Genomic DNA, 17,565 nt, shown 5'->3' with positions numbered 1-17,565 from the left:
ATTGCGCGTCCCTAGGCGAACCGGGAGCGGAGCTTGTCGACGACCCCGTCAACCTGCGCATCGAGCTCATCGCGAGCGCCGTTGTTATCAATGATGAAATCAGCAGCGGCGCGGCGCACATCGTCCGGGACCTGCGCGGCTATCCGGCGGCGCGCATCCCCCTCATCCAGCCCGCGATACTCCACGAGGCGGCGAACCCGCTCCTCCACATCGACGTCAACGACGATGGTGGCGTCCATATTTTTGTGTAGACCCTTGTCCACGAGGAGCGGCATGTCATACACCACGAAGTCGGCGCCAGCGCGGCGCGCGGAGTCGAAGCGGGCCTGGGTTTCCTCCTGAATACGCGGGTGCGTAATGGAGTTGAGGAGATCGGTCTTCTCCCGGCTGGCGAAAGCGCGGGAAGCCAGCAACCCACGATCGAGGCTTCCATCGGCTTGAAGGATATCCTCCCCGAAAGCGTCTGCTAACTCAGCGAGCGCCGGTTGCCCCGGTTCAACGATGTCCCGAGCTATCTGATCGGCATCAACTAGCTCCCATCCGTGGTGCAGGAGAAGCTGCGCCACTGTAGATTTTCCGCTGCCGATACCGCCGGTGAGTCCAATGAGCTTCATACCGGCTTAGGATACGCGAAAGGCCGCCCCTCCCACAGTGGGAGAAGCGGCCTTTCTCAAAAGCTAGACCATCTCGGGTTCATCGCTGAGTGCGAACCGAGAAAGATCCATTCTTAGTTGCCAGCGAGCTTGTCGCGCAGAGCAGCGAGCTGCTCGTCGGATGCGAGGGAGCCGCCAACCTCTGCCTGAGAATCGGATGCCGGAGCTGCATCCTGAGACTCGGAAGAGTAGTTGGAGTTGGCAGCGGACTCAGCGGCCTCAGCAGCTGCAGCACGGTTGCGCTCGATCTGAGCGGTGTGCAGGTTGAAGCGACGCTCGGACTCGGCGTAGCGAGCCTCCCAAGCCTGACGCTGCTCGTCGTAGCCCTCGAGCCACTCGTTGGTCTCTGGGTCGAAGCCCTCCGGGAACACGTAGTTGCCCTGCTCGTCGTAGGAGTCAGCCATGCCGTACTTGGACGGATCGAACTCGTCAGTGTAGTCCTCGTCGGCCTGCTTAACAGACAGGGAGATACGACGACGCTCGAGGTCGATGTCGATGACCTTGACCATGACTTCCTGGCCAACGTTGACAACCTGGTCCGGAACCTCCACGTGGCGCTGAGCCAGCTCGGAGATGTGGACGAGGCCCTCGATGCCCTCCTCGACGCGAACGAAGGCGCCGAACGGAACGAGCTTGGTGACCTTGCCCGGGACGATCTGGCCCACAGCGTGGGTGCGGGCGAAGACGCGCCACGGATCTTCCTGGGTTGCCTTCAGGGACAGGGACACGCGCTCGCGGTCCAGGTCGACGTCGAGAACCTCGACGGTGACCTCGTCGCCCACGGTGACAACCTCAGACGGGTGGTCGATGTGCTTCCAGGACAGCTCGGAAACGTGAACCAGGCCGTCGACACCGCCGAGATCGACGAAGGCGCCGAAGTTGACGATGGAGGAGACAACGCCCTTGCGGACCTGACCCTTCTGCAGCTGGTGCAGGAACTCGGAGCGGACCTCGGACTGGGTCTGCTCGAGGTATGCGCGGCGGGACAGGACAACGTTGTTACGCTGCTTGTCCAGCTCGATGATCTTGGCCTCGAGCTCCTGGCCGATGTACGGCTCCAGGTCGCGAACGCGGCGCATCTCAACGAGGGAAGCCGGGAGGAAGCCACGGAGGCCGATGTCGAGGATGAGACCACCCTTGACAACCTCGATAACGGTACCGGTAACCGGCTCTTCCTTGGCGTGCAGCTCTTCGACGGCGCCCCAAGCGCGCTCGTACTGTGCGCGCTTCTTGGACAGGATCAGACGGCCTTCCTTGTCCTCCTTGGTGAGAACAAGTGCGTCGATCTCGTCGCCGACCTCGACAACCTCATCCGGGTTGACGTCGTGCTTGATAGAGAGCTCGCGGGACGGGATGACGCCCTCGGTCTTGTAACCGATGTCGAGCAGGACCTCGTCGTGGTCAACCTTGACCACGGTGCCCTCGACGATGTCACCATCGTTGAAGTACTTGATGGTGGCGTCGACGGCTGCGAGGAAGTCCTCTGCGGTTCCGATGTCGTTGATCGCAACCTGAGGGGTGTTAGAAGTTGGCATGTAGTTATGCTCCGAATAAACGTAGGAGATCGTAATTGGACAGTTACGCGTCTCTTGAAAAGCGTCATTAAGCAGCGCAAATACGCAAGGCTTAAGATGGATTTCAATCCCGACTCGCAGCCGTGCCGAGCTCTCCTACAGTAGCCCAGCGCGTCCCGAGTCATAGACACGCCCGTACAACCCTACATCCTCGCAGCTAAAACGGCAAATACAACACGGAAAAGAAATTGGAAAAGTGAGAATGTCTTCTGCAGCCTTTTCTGCTTCCTCAGCCAATCGCAATTTTTGGGATCGTGACGCCGATTCCTACCACGCGGAACACCCCGAATATCTATCCTCTTTCTACTGGTGTCCTGAGATGCTGCACGAGGCGGAAGCGCAGCTACTGGGCGATGTATCCTCCGATACCGTCCTCGAGCTCGGCTGCGGCTCCGCGCCTTGCACGCAGTGGCTGCAAGGACGCGCGCGCTTTGCCACGGGCTTCGATCTCTCGTCTGGAATGCTTTCCCATGCCGAGAGTGGCCTACCTCTCGTTCAGGCTGATGCCCTAGCACTTCCCTATCGTGACGAATCCTTCGACGTCGTCTTCTCCGCCTTTGGCGCCCTTCCCTTCGTGGCCAACCTTGACCAGGCACTGAACGAAGTCCACCGTGTTCTGCACCCTCATGGCCGCTTCGTCTTTTCTGTGCCACACCCCATGCGTTGGGTCTTCCCCGATGATCCACAGGACCTCACTGCGCAGCTGTCTTATTTTGAACGCGCCTACCTAGAGCAGGATGACAGCGGTGAGCTCAGCTATGCCGAATTCCACCGCACGATGGGCGATTGGGTGCGAGCACTCCAAGTGCGCGGTGCATTTGAAATTCGCAACCTCATCGAACCCGAGTGGCCGAAGGAAAACACACTTACGTGGGGACAATGGTCGCCTGAACGGGGAGCCATTTTCCCCGGCACCGCCATCTTCGTGTGCGAAGCACGGTAGGTCAGACACTACCTCCCCTGGTATCGAATCAATCGGCTGCAGCGAACTAAGCTGACAGCCATGCTTCTAGAACGCCTCGGGATTTTCGTGCGCCGCGCAGTGGCCTGGTGGATTGATGCCTTTCTCGCCGCCGCCATCATCGTGGCACTCAAGTGGCTTATCAACCTCATCGCCGATGAAGTGCTGAGCGGTCGAGCAGGCGCTGTCTATGACATCGTTGCCCTCGCACTCGTCTTCTACGTCTACCGAGTGTGGGTAGAGGCCGCAAAGCAGACTTCCCTGGGTAAGTGGTCGCTAAAGCTAGAAGTCATTGCTGAGCATCCCGGAATCGGCAGCCCAGCCGTTCGCAACGGCTGGCTCCTTCTCACACTTCTCGCGTTGACAGGACTCCCCTTCGTGGAGGCAACCATCCTGGGCATCCTCGGCCTCAGCGTCCTGCTGCTGGGACAAACCCCATTCGACCTCCTTGCCGGATGTTTGGTCGAGCGACGCACGCCCACCGAAGACGAGCGCGCGGTGGGCTTGACCTAAGCCCTAGTGCGCTGCGGCATCCCAGTTTTTGCCCACACCAACGGAGACTTCAAGGGGCACAGTCAACTCGATAGCCTTGTCCATCTCTCGCTCCACGATGCGCTGGACGTCCTCCGCTTCGCCGGGAGCCACCTCCACGACGAGTTCATCGTGAACCTGGAGCAAGACGCGCGAGGCCAAACCTTCAAGCGCCTTGTCCACGCGAATCATGGCCACCTTGATAATGTCTGCTGCAGTTCCCTGAATCGGGGCGTTGAGCGCTGCGCGCTCGGCGTTCTCGCGAGCAACACGATTATCGGAGTTCAGCTCCGGTAGGTAGCGGCGGCGCCCGAAGACCGTGGAGGTGTAGCCGTCCTTTCGAGCTTGCACGACAACTTCGTCGAGGTAGCGCTTTACACCACCAAATCGCTCAAAGTAGCTCTCCATGATCTCCTTGGCTTCCCGTGCGGGGATGCCCAGCTGTTGCGACAAGCCAAATGCGGATAGCCCATAGACCAAGCCATAGGACATGGCCTTGACTCGGCGGCGCAGCTCTGGGGTGACCTCATCGACAGGAACATCGAAGACCTTGGAACCAACGTAGTTATGGAGGTCCTCACCCTCCCGGTAGGCCTCAATAAGCCCAGGGTCGGCAGAGAGGTGCGCCATGACTCGCATCTCAATCTGCGAGTAATCGGCCGTAATCAAGGTTTCGAAGTCTTCACCGACCACGAAGGCCGAGCGGATCTGGCGACCAGCCTCCGTGCGCACCGGGATGTTCTGCAGATTCGGCTCGGTCGAGGATAGGCGGCCGGTTGAAGTCACCGTCTGGTTAAACGTGGTGTGAATGCGGCCATCCGGCTGAATGGTCTTGATGAGCCCCTCCAGCGTCGTCTTCATTTTCTGGTATTCGCGGTGCGCCAGCAGGTGATCCAGGAAGGGGTGCGGATGGGTAGCGGCCAGCTGCTCAATTTCCTTAGCTGCGGTCGAATAACCTGTCTTAGTCTTCTTCGTCTTCGGCATATCGAAAGTATCGAAGAGCACCGCCTGCAGCTGCTTCGGGGAATTCAGGTTAAGAGAATCATCACCAGCCAACTCGCGGGCGGCGCGTTCCTGCTCATTGACCTGCTCAATGAAAGCATCACGCTGCGTTTCCAAGACATCGCGGTCAACTGCAATACCAGCGGCCTCCATCTGGGCCAGGATGGTCACGAGCGGCAACTCAAGGTCTGTATACAACTCGAAGGAATCAATCTCTTGGAGTTGACTAGTCAGTTCTGCCGCCAGCTCCATGATGGCGCCGGCCTGTTCTACAAGTTGATTGTCATCCAAGAGGGAAAGCTGCTCCGTGGCCACCCCCAAGGACTTCTGCAGATGGCGCTGGTACACGTCCGTCAACGCATACGTGCGCTGACCTGGGCGCAGGAGGTAGGCCGCCAGGGCTGTGTCATGGGCAATTCCACGTAGTTCAATCCCTCGCCCCGCCAGCATGTGCCAAGTAGCCTTTGCCTCGTGCACATACTTCGGCGCATCTGATGACAACCACGCGGCCAGGGCGGCGTCATCTTCTGCATCCAGGTCCGCCAATTCAATCTGGAGTCCTTCAAAAGCTGAATCGACCAGTGCTAGCGCTGCCGCATCTCCTGCTCCTGGGGTTCCGTCACCCTGCACGAAAACCGCGACATGCTTTTTACCTTCGAGCCACTCAGCCAGCGGCGTGTCCACCACGGTCACCGATACATCCGGCGTTTCCTCTGCCGCGGCAGCTTCGGCGGCGGCATCGTGCGGGACAGCGTTGAGGACCCGCTCGCGCAGGTTGGTGCCAAATTCCAACTCGTCGAAGCGAGCCGCGACCTCGCTAGCGACCGCTCCCTTGAATTCCAGGTCTGCCGGTCCAACCTCCAGGTCCATGTCCGTCACCATTTGGGTGAGCTTCCGGTTGAGCTTGACCTGTTCAATGCGGTCGCGGAAGTTCTGGCCCGCCACTCCCTTGATTTCCTCGGCATGCTCGATGAGGCCATCGAGGGAACCATACTGGGTAATCCATTTCGTGGCGGTCTTCTCCCCCACTTTCGGAACGGAAGGCAAGTTATCGGAAGGATCTCCGCGCAGGGCTGCGAAATCCGGGTACTGCTCGGGGCTCAGGCCGTACTTCTCCTTCACCGCCTCCGGTGTGAAGCGATGCAGCTTGGACACCCCACGCATGGGATAGAGGACGGTCGTGGAGTCGTCGACAAGCTGCAAATAGTCGCGGTCACCGGTAACCAGGAAAGTCTCATAGTCCGCGCCCGCCTGTGTGGACAACGTGGCCACGATGTCATCGGCCTCGAAATTCTCGCGCGAGAGCGTGGTAATTCCCAACGTTTCCAGCACGTCACGAATGAGCTCAACCTGGCCGCGAAACTCTTCGGGGGCGGCCTCTCGTTGCGCCTTGTACTCGGGGAACATGTCGGTACGGAAGGTCTTGCGGCCCACGTCGAAGGCTACAGCGACGAAGTCCGGCTTCTCCTCGGCGAGGATATTCGCCAGCATGGACAGGAAGCCGTATACCGCGTTCGTGTGCTGGCCACCCGAGGTGGAAAAGTTCTCCGCGGGCAGTGCATAAAATGCGCGAAAGGCCATGGAGTGGCCGTCAATGAGCAAGAGTCGGGGCTGAGAAGTAGTCACCCGGCCCATCCTAACGTGTTGCACGGAGCGGCACCGTTGAGGGCCGTAGGCAGGCAATTAGGTTCACGTTGGTCGGCTGCGCTACTATCGTTGCTTGTGCGCCCCTGTAGCCCAATTGGCAGAGGCAACGGATTCAAAACCCGTGTAGTGTGAGTTCGAGTCTCACCAGGGGCACAATTCCACCCCGCAACAGACCCTGTTGTGGGGTGTTAGCGTTTTCAACCGAAAGGAATCCATTACCATGCGTCGCACTATCATCGCTGTGAGCACCGCCGTTGCCCTCACCTTGGGTGGTACCACCGTGGCTACTGCCGCAGATTCGAGCGCCGACAAGGAGGTTTCCTCCAAGGTGGAAGGCTCCTCCTACTACCAGGAGCTGCGTAAGTCTGCGGCGTCCTCGGACGATCCGCAGCTCAACACTTTCTACACCGTGCTTCTCGACGGCCTTGTAGGCCTCGCTGCCTTCGCCATCTTGGGTTCGATCTACGGCGAGGTGGCCAAGCGCTTGCCGATGTAGGCAACGTATAACCTTCTATGGGCTGAATAGTTTGCATAAGCCCTTCGCGGAGTGAGAGAATAAGGAGTCATCTGCCCATTCCTCTCCTTCGGCACGGCATCCCCACCGAGGAGACTGTCAACGTTACTTTCGGTTTATGCACTATATTCTTAACGCCATTTGCGGCGCCCTCATTGGCATGGCCGAGTTGGTCCCCGGTATTTCCGGAGGCACCGTGGCGCTCATCGTAGGCATCTATGAACGCGCTTTGCACAACGCCAATGATCTCATTTCCGGCCGTTTCAAAAAGGTTGAGTGGGGCTTCCTCCTCTCAGTCGCCGCCGGCATGTTCCTTGCCGTCTTCGGTTTTTCCACGCTGCTCCACAACTTTGTGGAAGGACAAGTGTCCTTGTCCCGCGCATTGTTCCTCGGCATGGTCGCCGTGTCCATCATCGTTCCAATAAGCATGATGTCGCGGTTTACGCCCGCGTCCATCGCCGCATTCATCATCGCCACCGTCGCGATCTTCTTCGTTACCGGCTTTACTTCAACTCCTGTCGAAGACCCCAGCCTGATTGTGGTGTTCTTGGCGGCCATGGTGGCCGTCTGCGCGCTCGTTCTCCCCGGCGTATCGGGCTCACTCATCTTGCTGACGATGGGCCTCTACCAGCCTGTCATTGGCGCGGTCTCTGACCGGAACATGACCATCGTGGGCGTCTTCGCCCTCGGCGCGCTGTGCGGCCTTGTCGCGTTCGTCAAGGTTTTGAATTACCTACTCGATACCCACCGCGATCCGACCTTGGCCGCCATGGCCGGCTTTATGCTGGGCTCGCTTCGCGCATTGTGGCCGTGGGGCGCAGACCAGGATGCTTCCACACCGCTTATCCTGCTTATGTTCGCGCTCGGCGGCATCATCGTCGCTATTTTCATCGCCGTGGATAGGCGCAAAGCCGCAAGTTATCAAGAGAGTTAAAGCATGAATAAGAAGAAGGCCATCGTGGGCGCTGTCGGAGCGCTGGCCTCCGTTGCCCTCTCCGGCTGCGTCACCAACGAGGAGCCAGCGCTGCCAGAGGGCTGGTCCGCGCCCAACGTGGACGAAGTTCCCGAGATTGCCGCGATGTATGAGGACGCAGATGGAGTCCTCACCGTAGGCACGAACCCACCGTTCGCACCTTTCGAGTTCAAGGATTCCGATGGCTCACTCATCGGTCTTGAATTGGACTTGGCCAATGCAGTCGCTCAAGTGATGGGCCTCAAATTTGAGCCGGTGGAGCAGGACTTTTCCATGATCTTGCCGGCAGTCCAGTCCGGGCAGATTGATCTTGGCGGGTCTGGGTTTACCGATACTGACGAGCGCCGGGAAAATTTCGACTTTGTCGATATTCTCTACGCCGGGATTCAGTGGGCGGAGCTCAGCGATGGATCCAAGGACGTTGATCCTTCCAACCCCTGTGGCCTCACCGTCGCGGTGCAACGCACCACGGTCTCTGAGACCGACGATCTGCGCCCCAAGCAGGAAGCCTGCGATGGCAACTTAACCATCCTGCCCTATGACACGAGCGATAACGCCGCTCTAGCGGTTTTGATGGGCCGAGCGGACGCGCTCTCAGCCGATTCACCGGTCTCCGCATGGGCGGTTAACCGCTCGGATGGGCGTATGTCCATGGTCGGCGAGATGTTCGACGCCGCACCCTACGGCTTCGCCGTGCCAAAGGATTCAGACCTCGGCCCTGCCGTGGCGGCGGCGCTCCAGCATCTCATCGATACCGGGGCATACGCCGAAATTCTCGATAAATGGGGTGTTGACGACGGACTCGTCGAACACGCAATGATTAACGAAAGGCCGATCAATGACTAACTCCTCTCTCCCGGCAGCGTCGAATTCATCGGCTTCGACTGCCCCAGAAAAGATCGAAGCCCGCCCACTGCGTCACCCCTGGCGCTGGGTATTCGCCACTGTCCTCGCTCTGCTTGCCGTATGGTTCATCATCTCCTCGGCACGCAACGAAGCCTTCGGGTGGGGCACGTATTTCCAGTATCTTTTCGATACTCGGATTGCCACCGCTGCCCTGCACACCATTGCCATTACGATTCTGGCAATGATCATCGGCGTCGTAGGCGGCGCTGCCCTCGCGGTGATGCGCATGTCCCCTAACCCTGTGCTAGGTGGCGTGTCGTGGGTCTTCCTCTGGCTCTTCCGTGGCACCCCAATCTACGTGCAGCTCGTCTTCTGGGGTCTACTTTCAGCCCTCTACCAATCCATCAACCTTGGATTCACAGAGATTTCCCTCACCGAGGTACTCAATAACGCATTCCTCTTGTCCGTCTTAGGCTTAGGCTTGAACGAAGCCGCATACATGGCGGAGATTGTTCGCTCCGGTATCTCTTCTGTTCCGGAGGGCCAGAAGGAAGCCAGCAAGGCCCTGGGAATGGGATGGTGGATGACCATGCGCCGCACTGTGCTCCCGCAGGCCATGCGCATCATCATCCCGCCGACCGGCAACGAGTTTATTTCACTGCTCAAGACTTCTTCACTTGTGGTTGCTATTCCCTACACGGCGGAAATTTTTGGCCGCGCCACGGACATTTCGGCTGCGCTCTTCGAGCCCATCCCCCTGCTTATGGTCGCGGCGACGTGGTATTTGGCCATCACCTCTCTGCTCATGGTGGGCCAGTACTTCTTAGAGCGCCGCTTTGAGCGCGGCGCCACCCGCGAGCTCACCGGCCGCCAGTTGGCCGCGCTGGCGGATGCCGAAGGAACCATTCCCCGCAACGTCTCTGTCATCCCGGAGGTAAAGAACTAATGCCGACACCCATGATTTCCGCACAAAATGTGCACAAGTCCTTCGGCCAACTTGAGGTTCTCAAAGGCATCGACCTCACCGTCATGCCGGGTGAGGTCACGTGCCTTCTGGGGCCCTCCGGTTCTGGTAAGTCCACCTTCCTGCGCTGCTGTAATCACCTGGAGAAGGTCACGGCCGGCCGCCTCTACATCGACGGCGAACTGATTGGTTTCCGCGAGCGCAACGGCGTGCTCTATGAAATCTCCGAGAAAGAAGCCGCCGCCCAGCGCCAAGATATCGGCATGGTTTTTCAGCAATTCAATCTTTTTAGCCACCGCACCGTGCTGGAAAACATCATCGAGGCCCCCATCCAGGTAAAGAAGCAGAACCCGGAGCAGGCAAAGAAAAAGGCCATGGAGCTGCTGGAAAAGGTTGGCCTCGCGCACAAGGCGGACGCCTACCCAGTCCAGCTCTCTGGTGGTCAGCAGCAACGCGTCGCCATTGCTCGCGCGGTTGCGATGGACCCGAAGCTCATGCTTTTCGACGAGCCCACCTCCGCCCTCGACCCCGAGCTCGTCGGTGAGGTGCTCCGCGTGATGAAGGAACTTGCCGCCGATGGCATGACCATGCTCGTTGTCACCCACGAGATGGGCTTTGCCCGGGAGGTCGCCGACACCATCGTTTTCATGGACGGCGGCAGCGTCATCGAAACCGGCACCCCACAGCAGGTCTTGGACAATCCTCAGCACCAGCGCACGAAGGATTTCCTCTCTTCGCTGCTCTAGCGCACTGCACCACCACGCACGCAGCACCGCCGCAACTGCCCTTGTTGCCAAAGTTTCTCGCCCTCACCTCAAGATCTGGCCAGATCTTTGGCAACAAGGGCAGTTTTCTATTTGAACCCGTCCAAGACAAAACCCCGGCCAGTCCGCAAAGCTAACTGGCCGGAGTTTTTCTGGAAAGGGCTGGCGAAACAATTAACGCCAGCGGTGGGTCCCTATTCGGTGTCCCCTTCCGTTTCCGCAGTCTCAGCGGGCTCTGCGGGCTCCTCGGCAGAGGACGAGGCCATCGGGCTATCCGCAGACTGTGATTGGATGACGTCATCCAGCACCGCATGGATATAAGGCGCGGCCTTGTCATTGGAGTATTCGGAAGCAAGCTCCACGCCTTCAACGAGCGCGGTAGCGTTCGGAACATCCGCGTTGAAGAGCATTTCCCATACCGATACTCGCATGATCGCGCGGTCAACGGCGGGAATGCGTTCGAGCGACCACTCGCTGGAGAGGTAACGAGCAATCGCATCGTCAATGGCGTCCAGCTCTTCAGCTGCTCCGCTGACAATTTCGCGGGTGTAGTCCGCGATCGGCGCCACGCCGTTTTCCGGGTCGCGAGCAAGCTCGACGCGGTCTTCCACGATGGCTACCGGATCAACGTCGCGTGATTCTGCTTCGAAGAGAATATCCGCAGCTCGGCGGCGCGCGCGGTAGCGCGCGGTGTGCCGCTTATAGTTAGGCTCTGGTCGGGTCATCTTAGTTGTTGACGCGGGAGAGGTACTCGCCAGTGCGGGTATCGATCTTGAGGGTGTTACCGGTCTCGATGAACAGCGGCACCTGGATCTCGGCACCGGTCTCGAGTGTCGCCGGCTTGGTGCCGCCGTTGGAGCGGTCACCCTGCAGACCTGGCTCGGTGTGCTCAACTTTCAGGTCAACGGAGATCGGAAGCTCACCGAACAGAGCGTCGCCGTCGTGGAAGGAGACCTGGACACGCATGTTTTCCAAGAGGAACTTGCCGGCGTCGCCGAACTTATCAAACGGCAGCTCGTACTGCTCGTAGGTCTTATCATCCATGACCACGTAGTTCTGGCCATCGTTGTACAGGTAGGTCATGTCGCGGCGGTCAACGTTGGCGGTCTCCACCTTCACACCAGCGTTAAAGGTCTTGTCGGTGACCTTGCCAGAAACCACATCCTTGAGCTTGGTGCGCACGAATGCAGGACCCTTGCCAGGCTTGACGTGCTGGAATTCAACGATCTGCTGCAGCTTGTTGTCGATCTTCAGAACGAGGCCGTTCTTGAAATCAGTGGTATCTGCCATGAAATGACTCTCCCAAATAACTTGTAGTCGAAACTATGAAAACAGTGTCTAAGCATACCGTACGCGGCTGCTGCACGGTACGAAGGGGTGCTGGCTACAGCACCTGAAGTTCCTTCGGATAGGCCGTGATGATCTTTGGTGCCCCTGAGGTAATAAACAGGCTGTCCTCGATCCGCACGCCGCCCTTACCAGGAACGTAGATGCCCGGCTCAATGGTCAGCGTCATCCCTTCGGCGAGCTCGCCCTTGCCGGTTTTCGCTGCGGAGGGCCCTTCGTGCACGTCGAGGCCGATTCCGTGGCCAGTCGAGTGAACGAAGTACTCGCCATAGCCGGCCTCAGTGATGATGTCACGGCAGGCCGCGTCGACGTCGACAAGCTTGGCACCTGGCACCGCTGCCTTCACACCTGCCTCCTGGGCGCGCAGGACAATGTCGTAGATTTCACGGGCAAACTCAGTGACCTCACCGATAGCGAAGGTGCGTGTGCAGTCGGAGTTAAAGCCGCGCAGGTGGGCACCGAAGTCGATCGTAACCAAATCCCCCTTGCGCAACTCGCGGTCATCCGCACCGTGGTGGGGCTTAGCGGAGTTTTCACCGGAAGCCACAATGGTGTCAAAGCTCACGCGCTCCGAGCCGAGCATGCGCATGCGGTATTCCAAATCGGCAGCGACTTGGCGTTCCGTGCGCCCAGCGGCGACCTCCCCAGCCTCTACGAGATCGGTGAGCGCCTGGTTGGCCAAGGCCGCTATCTCTTCGAGCTTCTGCAGCTCAACGTGATCCTTGACCAGGCGAATCTTCTCAATCACGCCGGTGACCGGTACCAGAGTCACGCCCTCCGGCTTTGCTTTCTCCAGACGCTGCAGTTGTGCGACAGTGACGTAGTCGGCTTCATAGCCCACCCGCAGATCTTGAGAAACCTGCCCCAGCAAGTGCGGGCCTACATCGCGACCAAGGCTGGCTTCGATGTCCGGAACCTCTTCCGCGATCTGCGTGGTGTAGCGACCGTCCGTTGCCATGAGCGCGGAGAGGTCCTTGCGCAACAGCAGTCCACCATTCGATCCCGAAAAGCCGGTCAAGTAACGCACGTGCGTCAGGTGGGTAACGATAATGGCGTCAATGCGCTGACCAGTCAGCTCAGTCATGAGCTTGCGGCGGCGGTTGCCATAACGAGTATCGGCTAATGCCATGAGAGAACCACTCCAATCAATTCAAGCGATACTCCATGATAGCTAATCTGCCAGGAAGTACCCCAGTGCCGCGACATATCCATAAGAGCCGAGGCCCGCGATAACACCGCGAGCGATGGGGCTCAGGTAAGAGTGCTGCCGAAATGCTTCCCGCGCATGCACGTTGGATAGGTGCACCTCGACGAATCCGGGGCCATCGGCTACCTCCGCCAAGGCATCACGCAGGGCCACCGAGGTATGTGTAAAACCGCCCGGGTTGATGATGACAGGCCAGCCTTCGTCGGCAGCGCGATGCACCTGTTCAATGAGTTCGCCCTCGTGGTTGGATTGGAAGAAGACGATCTCTTCCTCCCCCGCCGCCGCGCGGACGCGAGTCTCTATATCCTCCAAAGTTTCGCTGCCATAGATTTCTGGCTGGCGCTTGCCCAAGCGGTTCAGATTCGGGCCGTTGAGGACGAGAATGGTCATGGCGAACTCCTTAAATTCCTATACGGTCAGCTGCGCGTAGGCTGCGCGCAGCTCCTCATCAGTGGCGTCTTCCAAGCGCGTGGTTTCCCCGATCCCGGTGAGCGCTACAAAGCGGATGTGGCCGCCGCGGTTCTTCTTATCATGGCGCATTGCATCCAGCAGCTCCTCGAAATGGCCCTGCTCATAAGTGGTCGGCAGCCCAATCCTGGTCAAGATGTCGCGGTGCGTGGCCACGAGGTTGGCATCGATAAGCCCGCGCGCGTGGGATAGGTGGGCAATGAACATCATGCCCACCGCTACCGCGCGGCCGTGTCGCCACGAGTAGTTCTCGCGACGCTCCACGGCGTGGCCAAAGGTGTGGCCGTAATTGAGAGTCTCGCGCAGCCCGGATTCCTTCAAGTCCTGACCCACCACGTGTGCCTTGACCGCAATAGAACGCTCGATGAGCTCCGGCAGCAGGCCGTCGGGCTCAAGGCATGCGGCGGGATCCTTCAGGTAGTGCTCAATGATCTGCGGGTCATGGATGAAGCCAGTCTTGATAATCTCTGCAGAACCGGCGACGATTTCTTCAGTCGGCAGTGTGCGCAAATGCTCCACATCAACAAAGACTGAGTCCGGCTCATGGAAAGCCCCAACCAGGTTCTTTCCCGCGGCTGTGTTGATGCCGGTTTTGCCGCCCACGGCGGCATCCACCATGGCGAGCAACGTCGTCGGCGCCTGAATCACCGGGATGCCGCGCATCCACGTCGCCGCAGCAAACCCAGCCAGGTCCGTTACCGCACCGCCGCCTAGGCCAATGACGGCATCGCGGCGGCTAAAACCTGCTTCTCCGAAGATATCCCACAAGCGGGCGAGCACGTCGATCCGTTTGGCGGCTTCGGCATCGGGGACCACAACTGCGGTGGCCTCAATCCCCTGTACGCGAGCCTGTTTAACTAAGTCTTGGGCAGCCTGCGCGAGCGGCGGTTGGTGGATGATTGCCACCTTAGCCGCCCCAATCGCCGCGGCGCGCTCAATCATGGCGGTACTCAGGCCACTGCCAAGAGTGACCTCATAAGGCGATGGTCCATTAACAGCAATGGTGTGCATGGGTGGTGCTCCTTCGGCTGGGGTGGCAGGGTTCGTGAGGCGTCGACACGTAGCGGGTAAAGAAGTTTCGTCGTCTTAGAGGGTTTCGAGGAAGCTCAAGATGTCACCCACCACCTGCTGCGGGGAGCGCACACCAGTGCGCACCTTTAAGTCAGCGACCTCGCTGTAGAGGGGTCGGCGCGTTTCCAAAAGTTGGGTGTAGTGCGCCAGCGGGTCCGCAGACTCCAGCACGGGACGGTTGCTGTCCCCCAGCGTGCGGGTTACGCCTTCTTCGGGGGTGATATCAAGGAATACAACAGTCAGGCCATCGAGCAGGGCGCGTGTAGATTCGGTCAGCACTGCCCCGCCGCCTAGACTCACCACGCCAGTAGTGGCGAGTGCCTCGCGCACCGCTTCGGCTTCGACCTCACGGAATGCTGGTTCACCCAGCTCAGAGAAAATCTCGCCGCAAGCCTTGCCGTAGCGGGCCTCGATGAGGGCATCAGAGTCAACAACCTCGCAGTTCAGCGCGCGGGAGAGGCGCCGGCCAATCGTGGTCTTTCCGGAGCCAGGAGGCCCTACAAGAACGACGTGCGGGGAATTCATGCCTCGCCCCAATCCAAGCGGCTAGCCACGTAATCCTGGTAGGCAGCAATGTTTCGCTTGGTCTCGGCTAAGCTATCGCCACCAAATTTCTCCAACACGGCACGCGCAAGGACGAGCGCCACCATGGCTTCGGCCACCACGCCAGCCGCTGGAACTGCACAGACATCAGAACGCTGATGGATGGCAGTGGCTGGCCCACCCGTAGCCATATCAACGGTCTTCAGGGCGCGCGGGACGGTAGAAATCGGCTTCATCGCCGCACGCAAACGCAGCGTCTGGCCATTAGTCATGCCGCCTTCCAGGCCACCAGCCCGGTTACTCTCCCGGTCCACTCCCTCATCGGTGCGCACCATTTCATCGTGGGCCTCGCTTCCGCGACGGCGCGCCTCAGCGAAGCCGTCGCCTACTTCAACGCCCTTGATCGCCTGAATACCCATCAAGGCGGCGGCGAGCTGCGCGTCGAGACGGTCCTCCCCCGAGGTATGGGAGCCTAAACCAATCGGCAGGCCCTCCACGATGACCTCTACAATGCCGCCGAGGGTATCGCCCTGCTTCTTGGCGGTCTCGATTTCTGAGATCATCGATTCCTCTGCGGCCTTATCGCAGGCACGAACCGGAGAGGCGTCGATGGCCTCAAGGTCCGCAAAGCTAGGGTGCGGGCCCTCATAAGGTTCTGAGACACCAATGGAGATGACGTGGGACAGCACCTCGACTCCCAGGGTTTCGCGAAGGAAGTTGCGGGCAACGGTGGCCGCGGCGACGCGGGCAGCGGTCTCGCGTGCGGAGGAACGCTCCAGAATGGGACGGGCCTCCGCGTGATCAAACTTCACCATGCCGGCGAAATCGGCGTGCCCAGGGCGTGGACGAGTGAGCGGAGCACCGCGACCGGAAGCCATCGCCTTAGCAGTCTCCGGGTCATCGAGATCTAGCGCATCCGGGGACATGATGGTGGTCCACTTTGGCCACTCCGTGTTGCCAATCATGATAGCGATGGGGCTACCCAGGGTAAGGCCGTGGCGAATGCCGCTGAGCAGAGTGAGATCATCAGCTTCAAACTTCATGCGGGCGCCGCGGCCGTAGCCGAGGCGGCGGCGAGAGAGCTGGAGAGCAATATCGTCTTGGGAAACGGGAACCCCGGCCGGCATGTGCTCAATGAGTGCAACGAGTGCCTGGCCGTGAGATTCACCTGCGGTAGTCCAACGAAGCATGCGGACTATTATCACACGCCAAGGGTTCCTTCGGGGTCACTAGGCCTGCTATCACACCATGTCGGGGCTAAATAACACAACAAGTCCTGCGGCAATCAACATCCCGGGTCCATGCGCGGGTGTCCTATCCCTGGATATATAGCCCCAGAGCACCGTGCTCAGCGACGCCCCCATCATCGCCAGCGCAACCCCCGGTACGCCCGCCACGTGTGCGGTCACCATTCCCAGCGGCAGCGCCAGTTTGAGGTCTCCCCCGCCGATGCTTCCGGCGCGGCTTAGCAACGCCGCCACCACGTAGATACCCGGCCACAGCAGCCCGGCCACGCTGAACCAGCACAGCGATAAGGCTGCGGCAGGCAGAGTCAGATAGTTAGGCAGGCGTTTGAAACGCAGGTCATAAATAATTAAAGCGCACCCCCACGCCAAGAAAAGCAGTTCCCCCATGGTCCTGCAGCCTACCGCGTGGGCGGACAAGACGCACGCACCAAGCTGTGGGGACTTGCTTAGGGCAGCTTGAGCGCCTTGTTGAGCGCCGCCAGCATCTCTGCCCGCGGGGCAGTATGCCCGGTAAACTGCTCAAATTGCGAATAAGCCTGATTAGCCAGCATGATGTGCCCGCCGACGGCCCGGTAGCCATCAGCGGCCGCATGCACAGTGAGCGGAGTAGGCCACGGATCATAAATAACGTCAAAAACCGGAGCCTTGGCCAGCTGCGTCAGGTATCCCTCCAACGCAGCAGAGGGCACGGTGGAGACAAGGAGATCTACTGCTCTCGCAAGGCCTGCTAGATCATCCTCGAAGGTTGCCGCATGGAGTGTGAGACCGAGGGCGTCAGCGAGCGGACGCAGCTCAGCTAAACGGTCGGAGCGATTCAACACGGTAACGTCCTTCACTCCGCGCTGAGCCAGCCCCCACAGGACCGGCCGCGCGGTTCCGCCGGCGCCGATGAGCAGCGCCGAAGACGGCTGGGAAGAGCCCAAAAGCTCATCGAGCGCGCCCAGCACGCCTTCGGTATCCGTGTTATCCGCGCGCCACCCTTCCGGGGTGCGTACCAAGGTGTTCGCGGAGCCAATGAGCTCAGCTCGCTCGCTGACGATATCGGCACAAGCAAGGGCATCAAATTTGAGCGGCATGGTGACGGAGAAACCGCAGTACTCCTCGCCTACTTCGGCGAGGAAGGCCGGCAAGTCCGTCACCTCATGCTTGGTATAGTCCCACTCCTTCAGGGTCAGGGCCTCATACCCAGCGTTATGCAGGACTGGTGAGAGCGAGTGGGCAATGGGGCTGCCCACGACTGCGGCGCGCGGCAT

The 17,565-nt window shown here is 59.7% G+C and carries 19 protein-coding genes and 1 tRNA gene; 8 read left to right on the top strand and 12 right to left on the bottom strand.

The window, feature by feature from the left end:
- Positions 1-11: 11 nt before the first annotated feature.
- Both coaE and rpsA read right to left on the bottom strand, forming a co-directional pair.
- Positions 12-614, bottom strand: a complete 603-nt coding sequence (gene coaE / locus HMPREF3147_RS09270) for a dephospho-CoA kinase (RefSeq protein WP_070446880.1) — start codon at positions 612-614, stop codon at positions 12-14.
- Positions 615-727: 113 nt separating this feature from the next.
- Entirely contained in the window at positions 728-2,188 is a 1,461-nt protein-coding gene (gene rpsA / locus HMPREF3147_RS09265) for a 30S ribosomal protein S1 (RefSeq protein WP_010190105.1), read from the bottom strand.
- Positions 2,189-2,429: 241 nt separating this feature from the next.
- On the opposite strand from rpsA, the gene HMPREF3147_RS09260 reads away from it, so the two are divergent.
- Positions 2,430-3,170 carry a class I SAM-dependent DNA methyltransferase gene (locus HMPREF3147_RS09260; RefSeq protein ID WP_070446878.1) on the top strand — a complete coding sequence of 247 codons (741 nt, stop codon included), beginning with the start codon at positions 2,430-2,432 and terminating at the stop codon, positions 3,168-3,170.
- Positions 3,171-3,230: 60 nt separating this feature from the next.
- Complete coding sequence (locus HMPREF3147_RS09255) at positions 3,231-3,701, top strand: RDD family protein (RefSeq protein ID WP_070446875.1); 471 nt, start codon at positions 3,231-3,233, stop codon at positions 3,699-3,701.
- A gap of 3 nt (positions 3,702-3,704) precedes the next feature.
- Here the strand turns inward: HMPREF3147_RS09255 and polA are convergent, their stop codons facing one another.
- Positions 3,705-6,356 (bottom strand): DNA polymerase I, encoded by a 2,652-nt coding sequence (gene polA / locus HMPREF3147_RS09250; protein WP_070446873.1) that lies wholly within the window; start codon positions 6,354-6,356, stop codon positions 3,705-3,707.
- Positions 6,357-6,447: 91 nt separating this feature from the next.
- Between polA and HMPREF3147_RS09245 the strand changes: the two genes are divergently transcribed.
- From HMPREF3147_RS09245 to HMPREF3147_RS09220, 6 genes are all read left to right on the top strand, one after another.
- Positions 6,448-6,521 (top strand) — tRNA-Leu (locus tag HMPREF3147_RS09245).
- A 67-nt stretch (positions 6,522-6,588) separates the two neighbouring features.
- Positions 6,589-6,864, top strand: coding sequence for a hypothetical protein (locus HMPREF3147_RS09240; RefSeq protein ID WP_070446871.1), 276 nt, complete (start codon positions 6,589-6,591; stop codon positions 6,862-6,864).
- A gap of 136 nt (positions 6,865-7,000) precedes the next feature.
- Complete coding sequence (locus HMPREF3147_RS09235; RefSeq protein ID WP_070446869.1) at positions 7,001-7,816, top strand: DUF368 domain-containing protein; 816 nt, start codon at positions 7,001-7,003, stop codon at positions 7,814-7,816.
- A 3-nt stretch (positions 7,817-7,819) separates the two neighbouring features.
- Complete coding sequence (locus HMPREF3147_RS09230; protein WP_070446867.1) at positions 7,820-8,701, top strand: ABC transporter substrate-binding protein; 882 nt, start codon at positions 7,820-7,822, stop codon at positions 8,699-8,701.
- Positions 8,694-9,647, top strand: a complete 954-nt coding sequence (locus HMPREF3147_RS09225; RefSeq protein ID WP_070446865.1) for an amino acid ABC transporter permease — start codon at positions 8,694-8,696, stop codon at positions 9,645-9,647. The genes HMPREF3147_RS09230 and HMPREF3147_RS09225 overlap by 8 nt, the downstream gene beginning before the upstream one ends.
- Positions 9,647-10,411 carry an amino acid ABC transporter ATP-binding protein gene (locus HMPREF3147_RS09220; protein ID WP_070446863.1) on the top strand — a complete coding sequence of 255 codons (765 nt, stop codon included), beginning with the start codon at positions 9,647-9,649 and terminating at the stop codon, positions 10,409-10,411. The genes HMPREF3147_RS09225 and HMPREF3147_RS09220 overlap by 1 nt, the downstream gene beginning before the upstream one ends.
- A gap of 212 nt (positions 10,412-10,623) precedes the next feature.
- Here the strand turns inward: HMPREF3147_RS09220 and nusB are convergent, their stop codons facing one another.
- From nusB to HMPREF3147_RS09175, 9 genes are all read right to left on the bottom strand, one after another.
- Positions 10,624-11,154 carry a transcription antitermination factor NusB gene (gene nusB, locus HMPREF3147_RS09215; RefSeq protein WP_070446861.1) on the bottom strand — a complete coding sequence of 177 codons (531 nt, stop codon included), beginning with the start codon at positions 11,152-11,154 and terminating at the stop codon, positions 10,624-10,626.
- Position 11,155: 1 nt separating this feature from the next.
- Positions 11,156-11,719 (bottom strand): elongation factor P, encoded by a 564-nt coding sequence (gene efp / locus HMPREF3147_RS09210; protein ID WP_070446858.1) that lies wholly within the window; start codon positions 11,717-11,719, stop codon positions 11,156-11,158.
- 94 nt (positions 11,720-11,813) lie between these two features.
- Positions 11,814-12,905: a M24 family metallopeptidase gene (locus tag HMPREF3147_RS09205; RefSeq protein ID WP_070446856.1), complete on the bottom strand. Its 1,092-nt coding sequence runs from the start codon at positions 12,903-12,905 to the stop codon at positions 11,814-11,816.
- A 42-nt stretch (positions 12,906-12,947) separates the two neighbouring features.
- Positions 12,948-13,373: a type II 3-dehydroquinate dehydratase gene (gene aroQ / locus HMPREF3147_RS09200; RefSeq protein WP_070446855.1), complete on the bottom strand. Its 426-nt coding sequence runs from the start codon at positions 13,371-13,373 to the stop codon at positions 12,948-12,950.
- Between the two features lie 18 nt (positions 13,374-13,391).
- A complete protein-coding gene (gene aroB / locus HMPREF3147_RS09195; RefSeq protein WP_070446853.1) occupies positions 13,392-14,462 on the bottom strand; it encodes a 3-dehydroquinate synthase in 1,071 nt (356 codons plus the stop codon).
- A gap of 75 nt (positions 14,463-14,537) precedes the next feature.
- The gene (locus HMPREF3147_RS09190; RefSeq protein WP_070446851.1) at positions 14,538-15,047 is read right to left on the bottom strand and encodes a shikimate kinase; all 510 of its coding nucleotides are present in this window, start codon (positions 15,045-15,047) and stop codon (positions 14,538-14,540) included.
- Positions 15,044-16,255 carry a chorismate synthase gene (aroC, locus tag HMPREF3147_RS09185; RefSeq protein ID WP_070446849.1) on the bottom strand — a complete coding sequence of 404 codons (1,212 nt, stop codon included), beginning with the start codon at positions 16,253-16,255 and terminating at the stop codon, positions 15,044-15,046. Before aroC ends, HMPREF3147_RS09190 begins: the two co-directional genes overlap by 4 nt.
- Before the next feature lie 51 nt (positions 16,256-16,306).
- The gene (locus HMPREF3147_RS09180; protein ID WP_070446847.1) at positions 16,307-16,699 is read right to left on the bottom strand and encodes a prepilin peptidase; all 393 of its coding nucleotides are present in this window, start codon (positions 16,697-16,699) and stop codon (positions 16,307-16,309) included.
- 59 nt (positions 16,700-16,758) lie between these two features.
- Positions 16,759-17,565, bottom strand: a complete 807-nt coding sequence (locus HMPREF3147_RS09175) for a shikimate dehydrogenase (RefSeq protein ID WP_070446846.1) — start codon at positions 17,563-17,565, stop codon at positions 16,759-16,761.

Source organism: Corynebacterium sp. HMSC05D03, assembly GCF_001807205.1.
Classification (GTDB): domain Bacteria; phylum Actinomycetota; class Actinomycetes; order Mycobacteriales; family Mycobacteriaceae; genus Corynebacterium; species Corynebacterium aurimucosum.
This window is presented reverse-complemented; position numbering and strand designations above follow the sequence as displayed.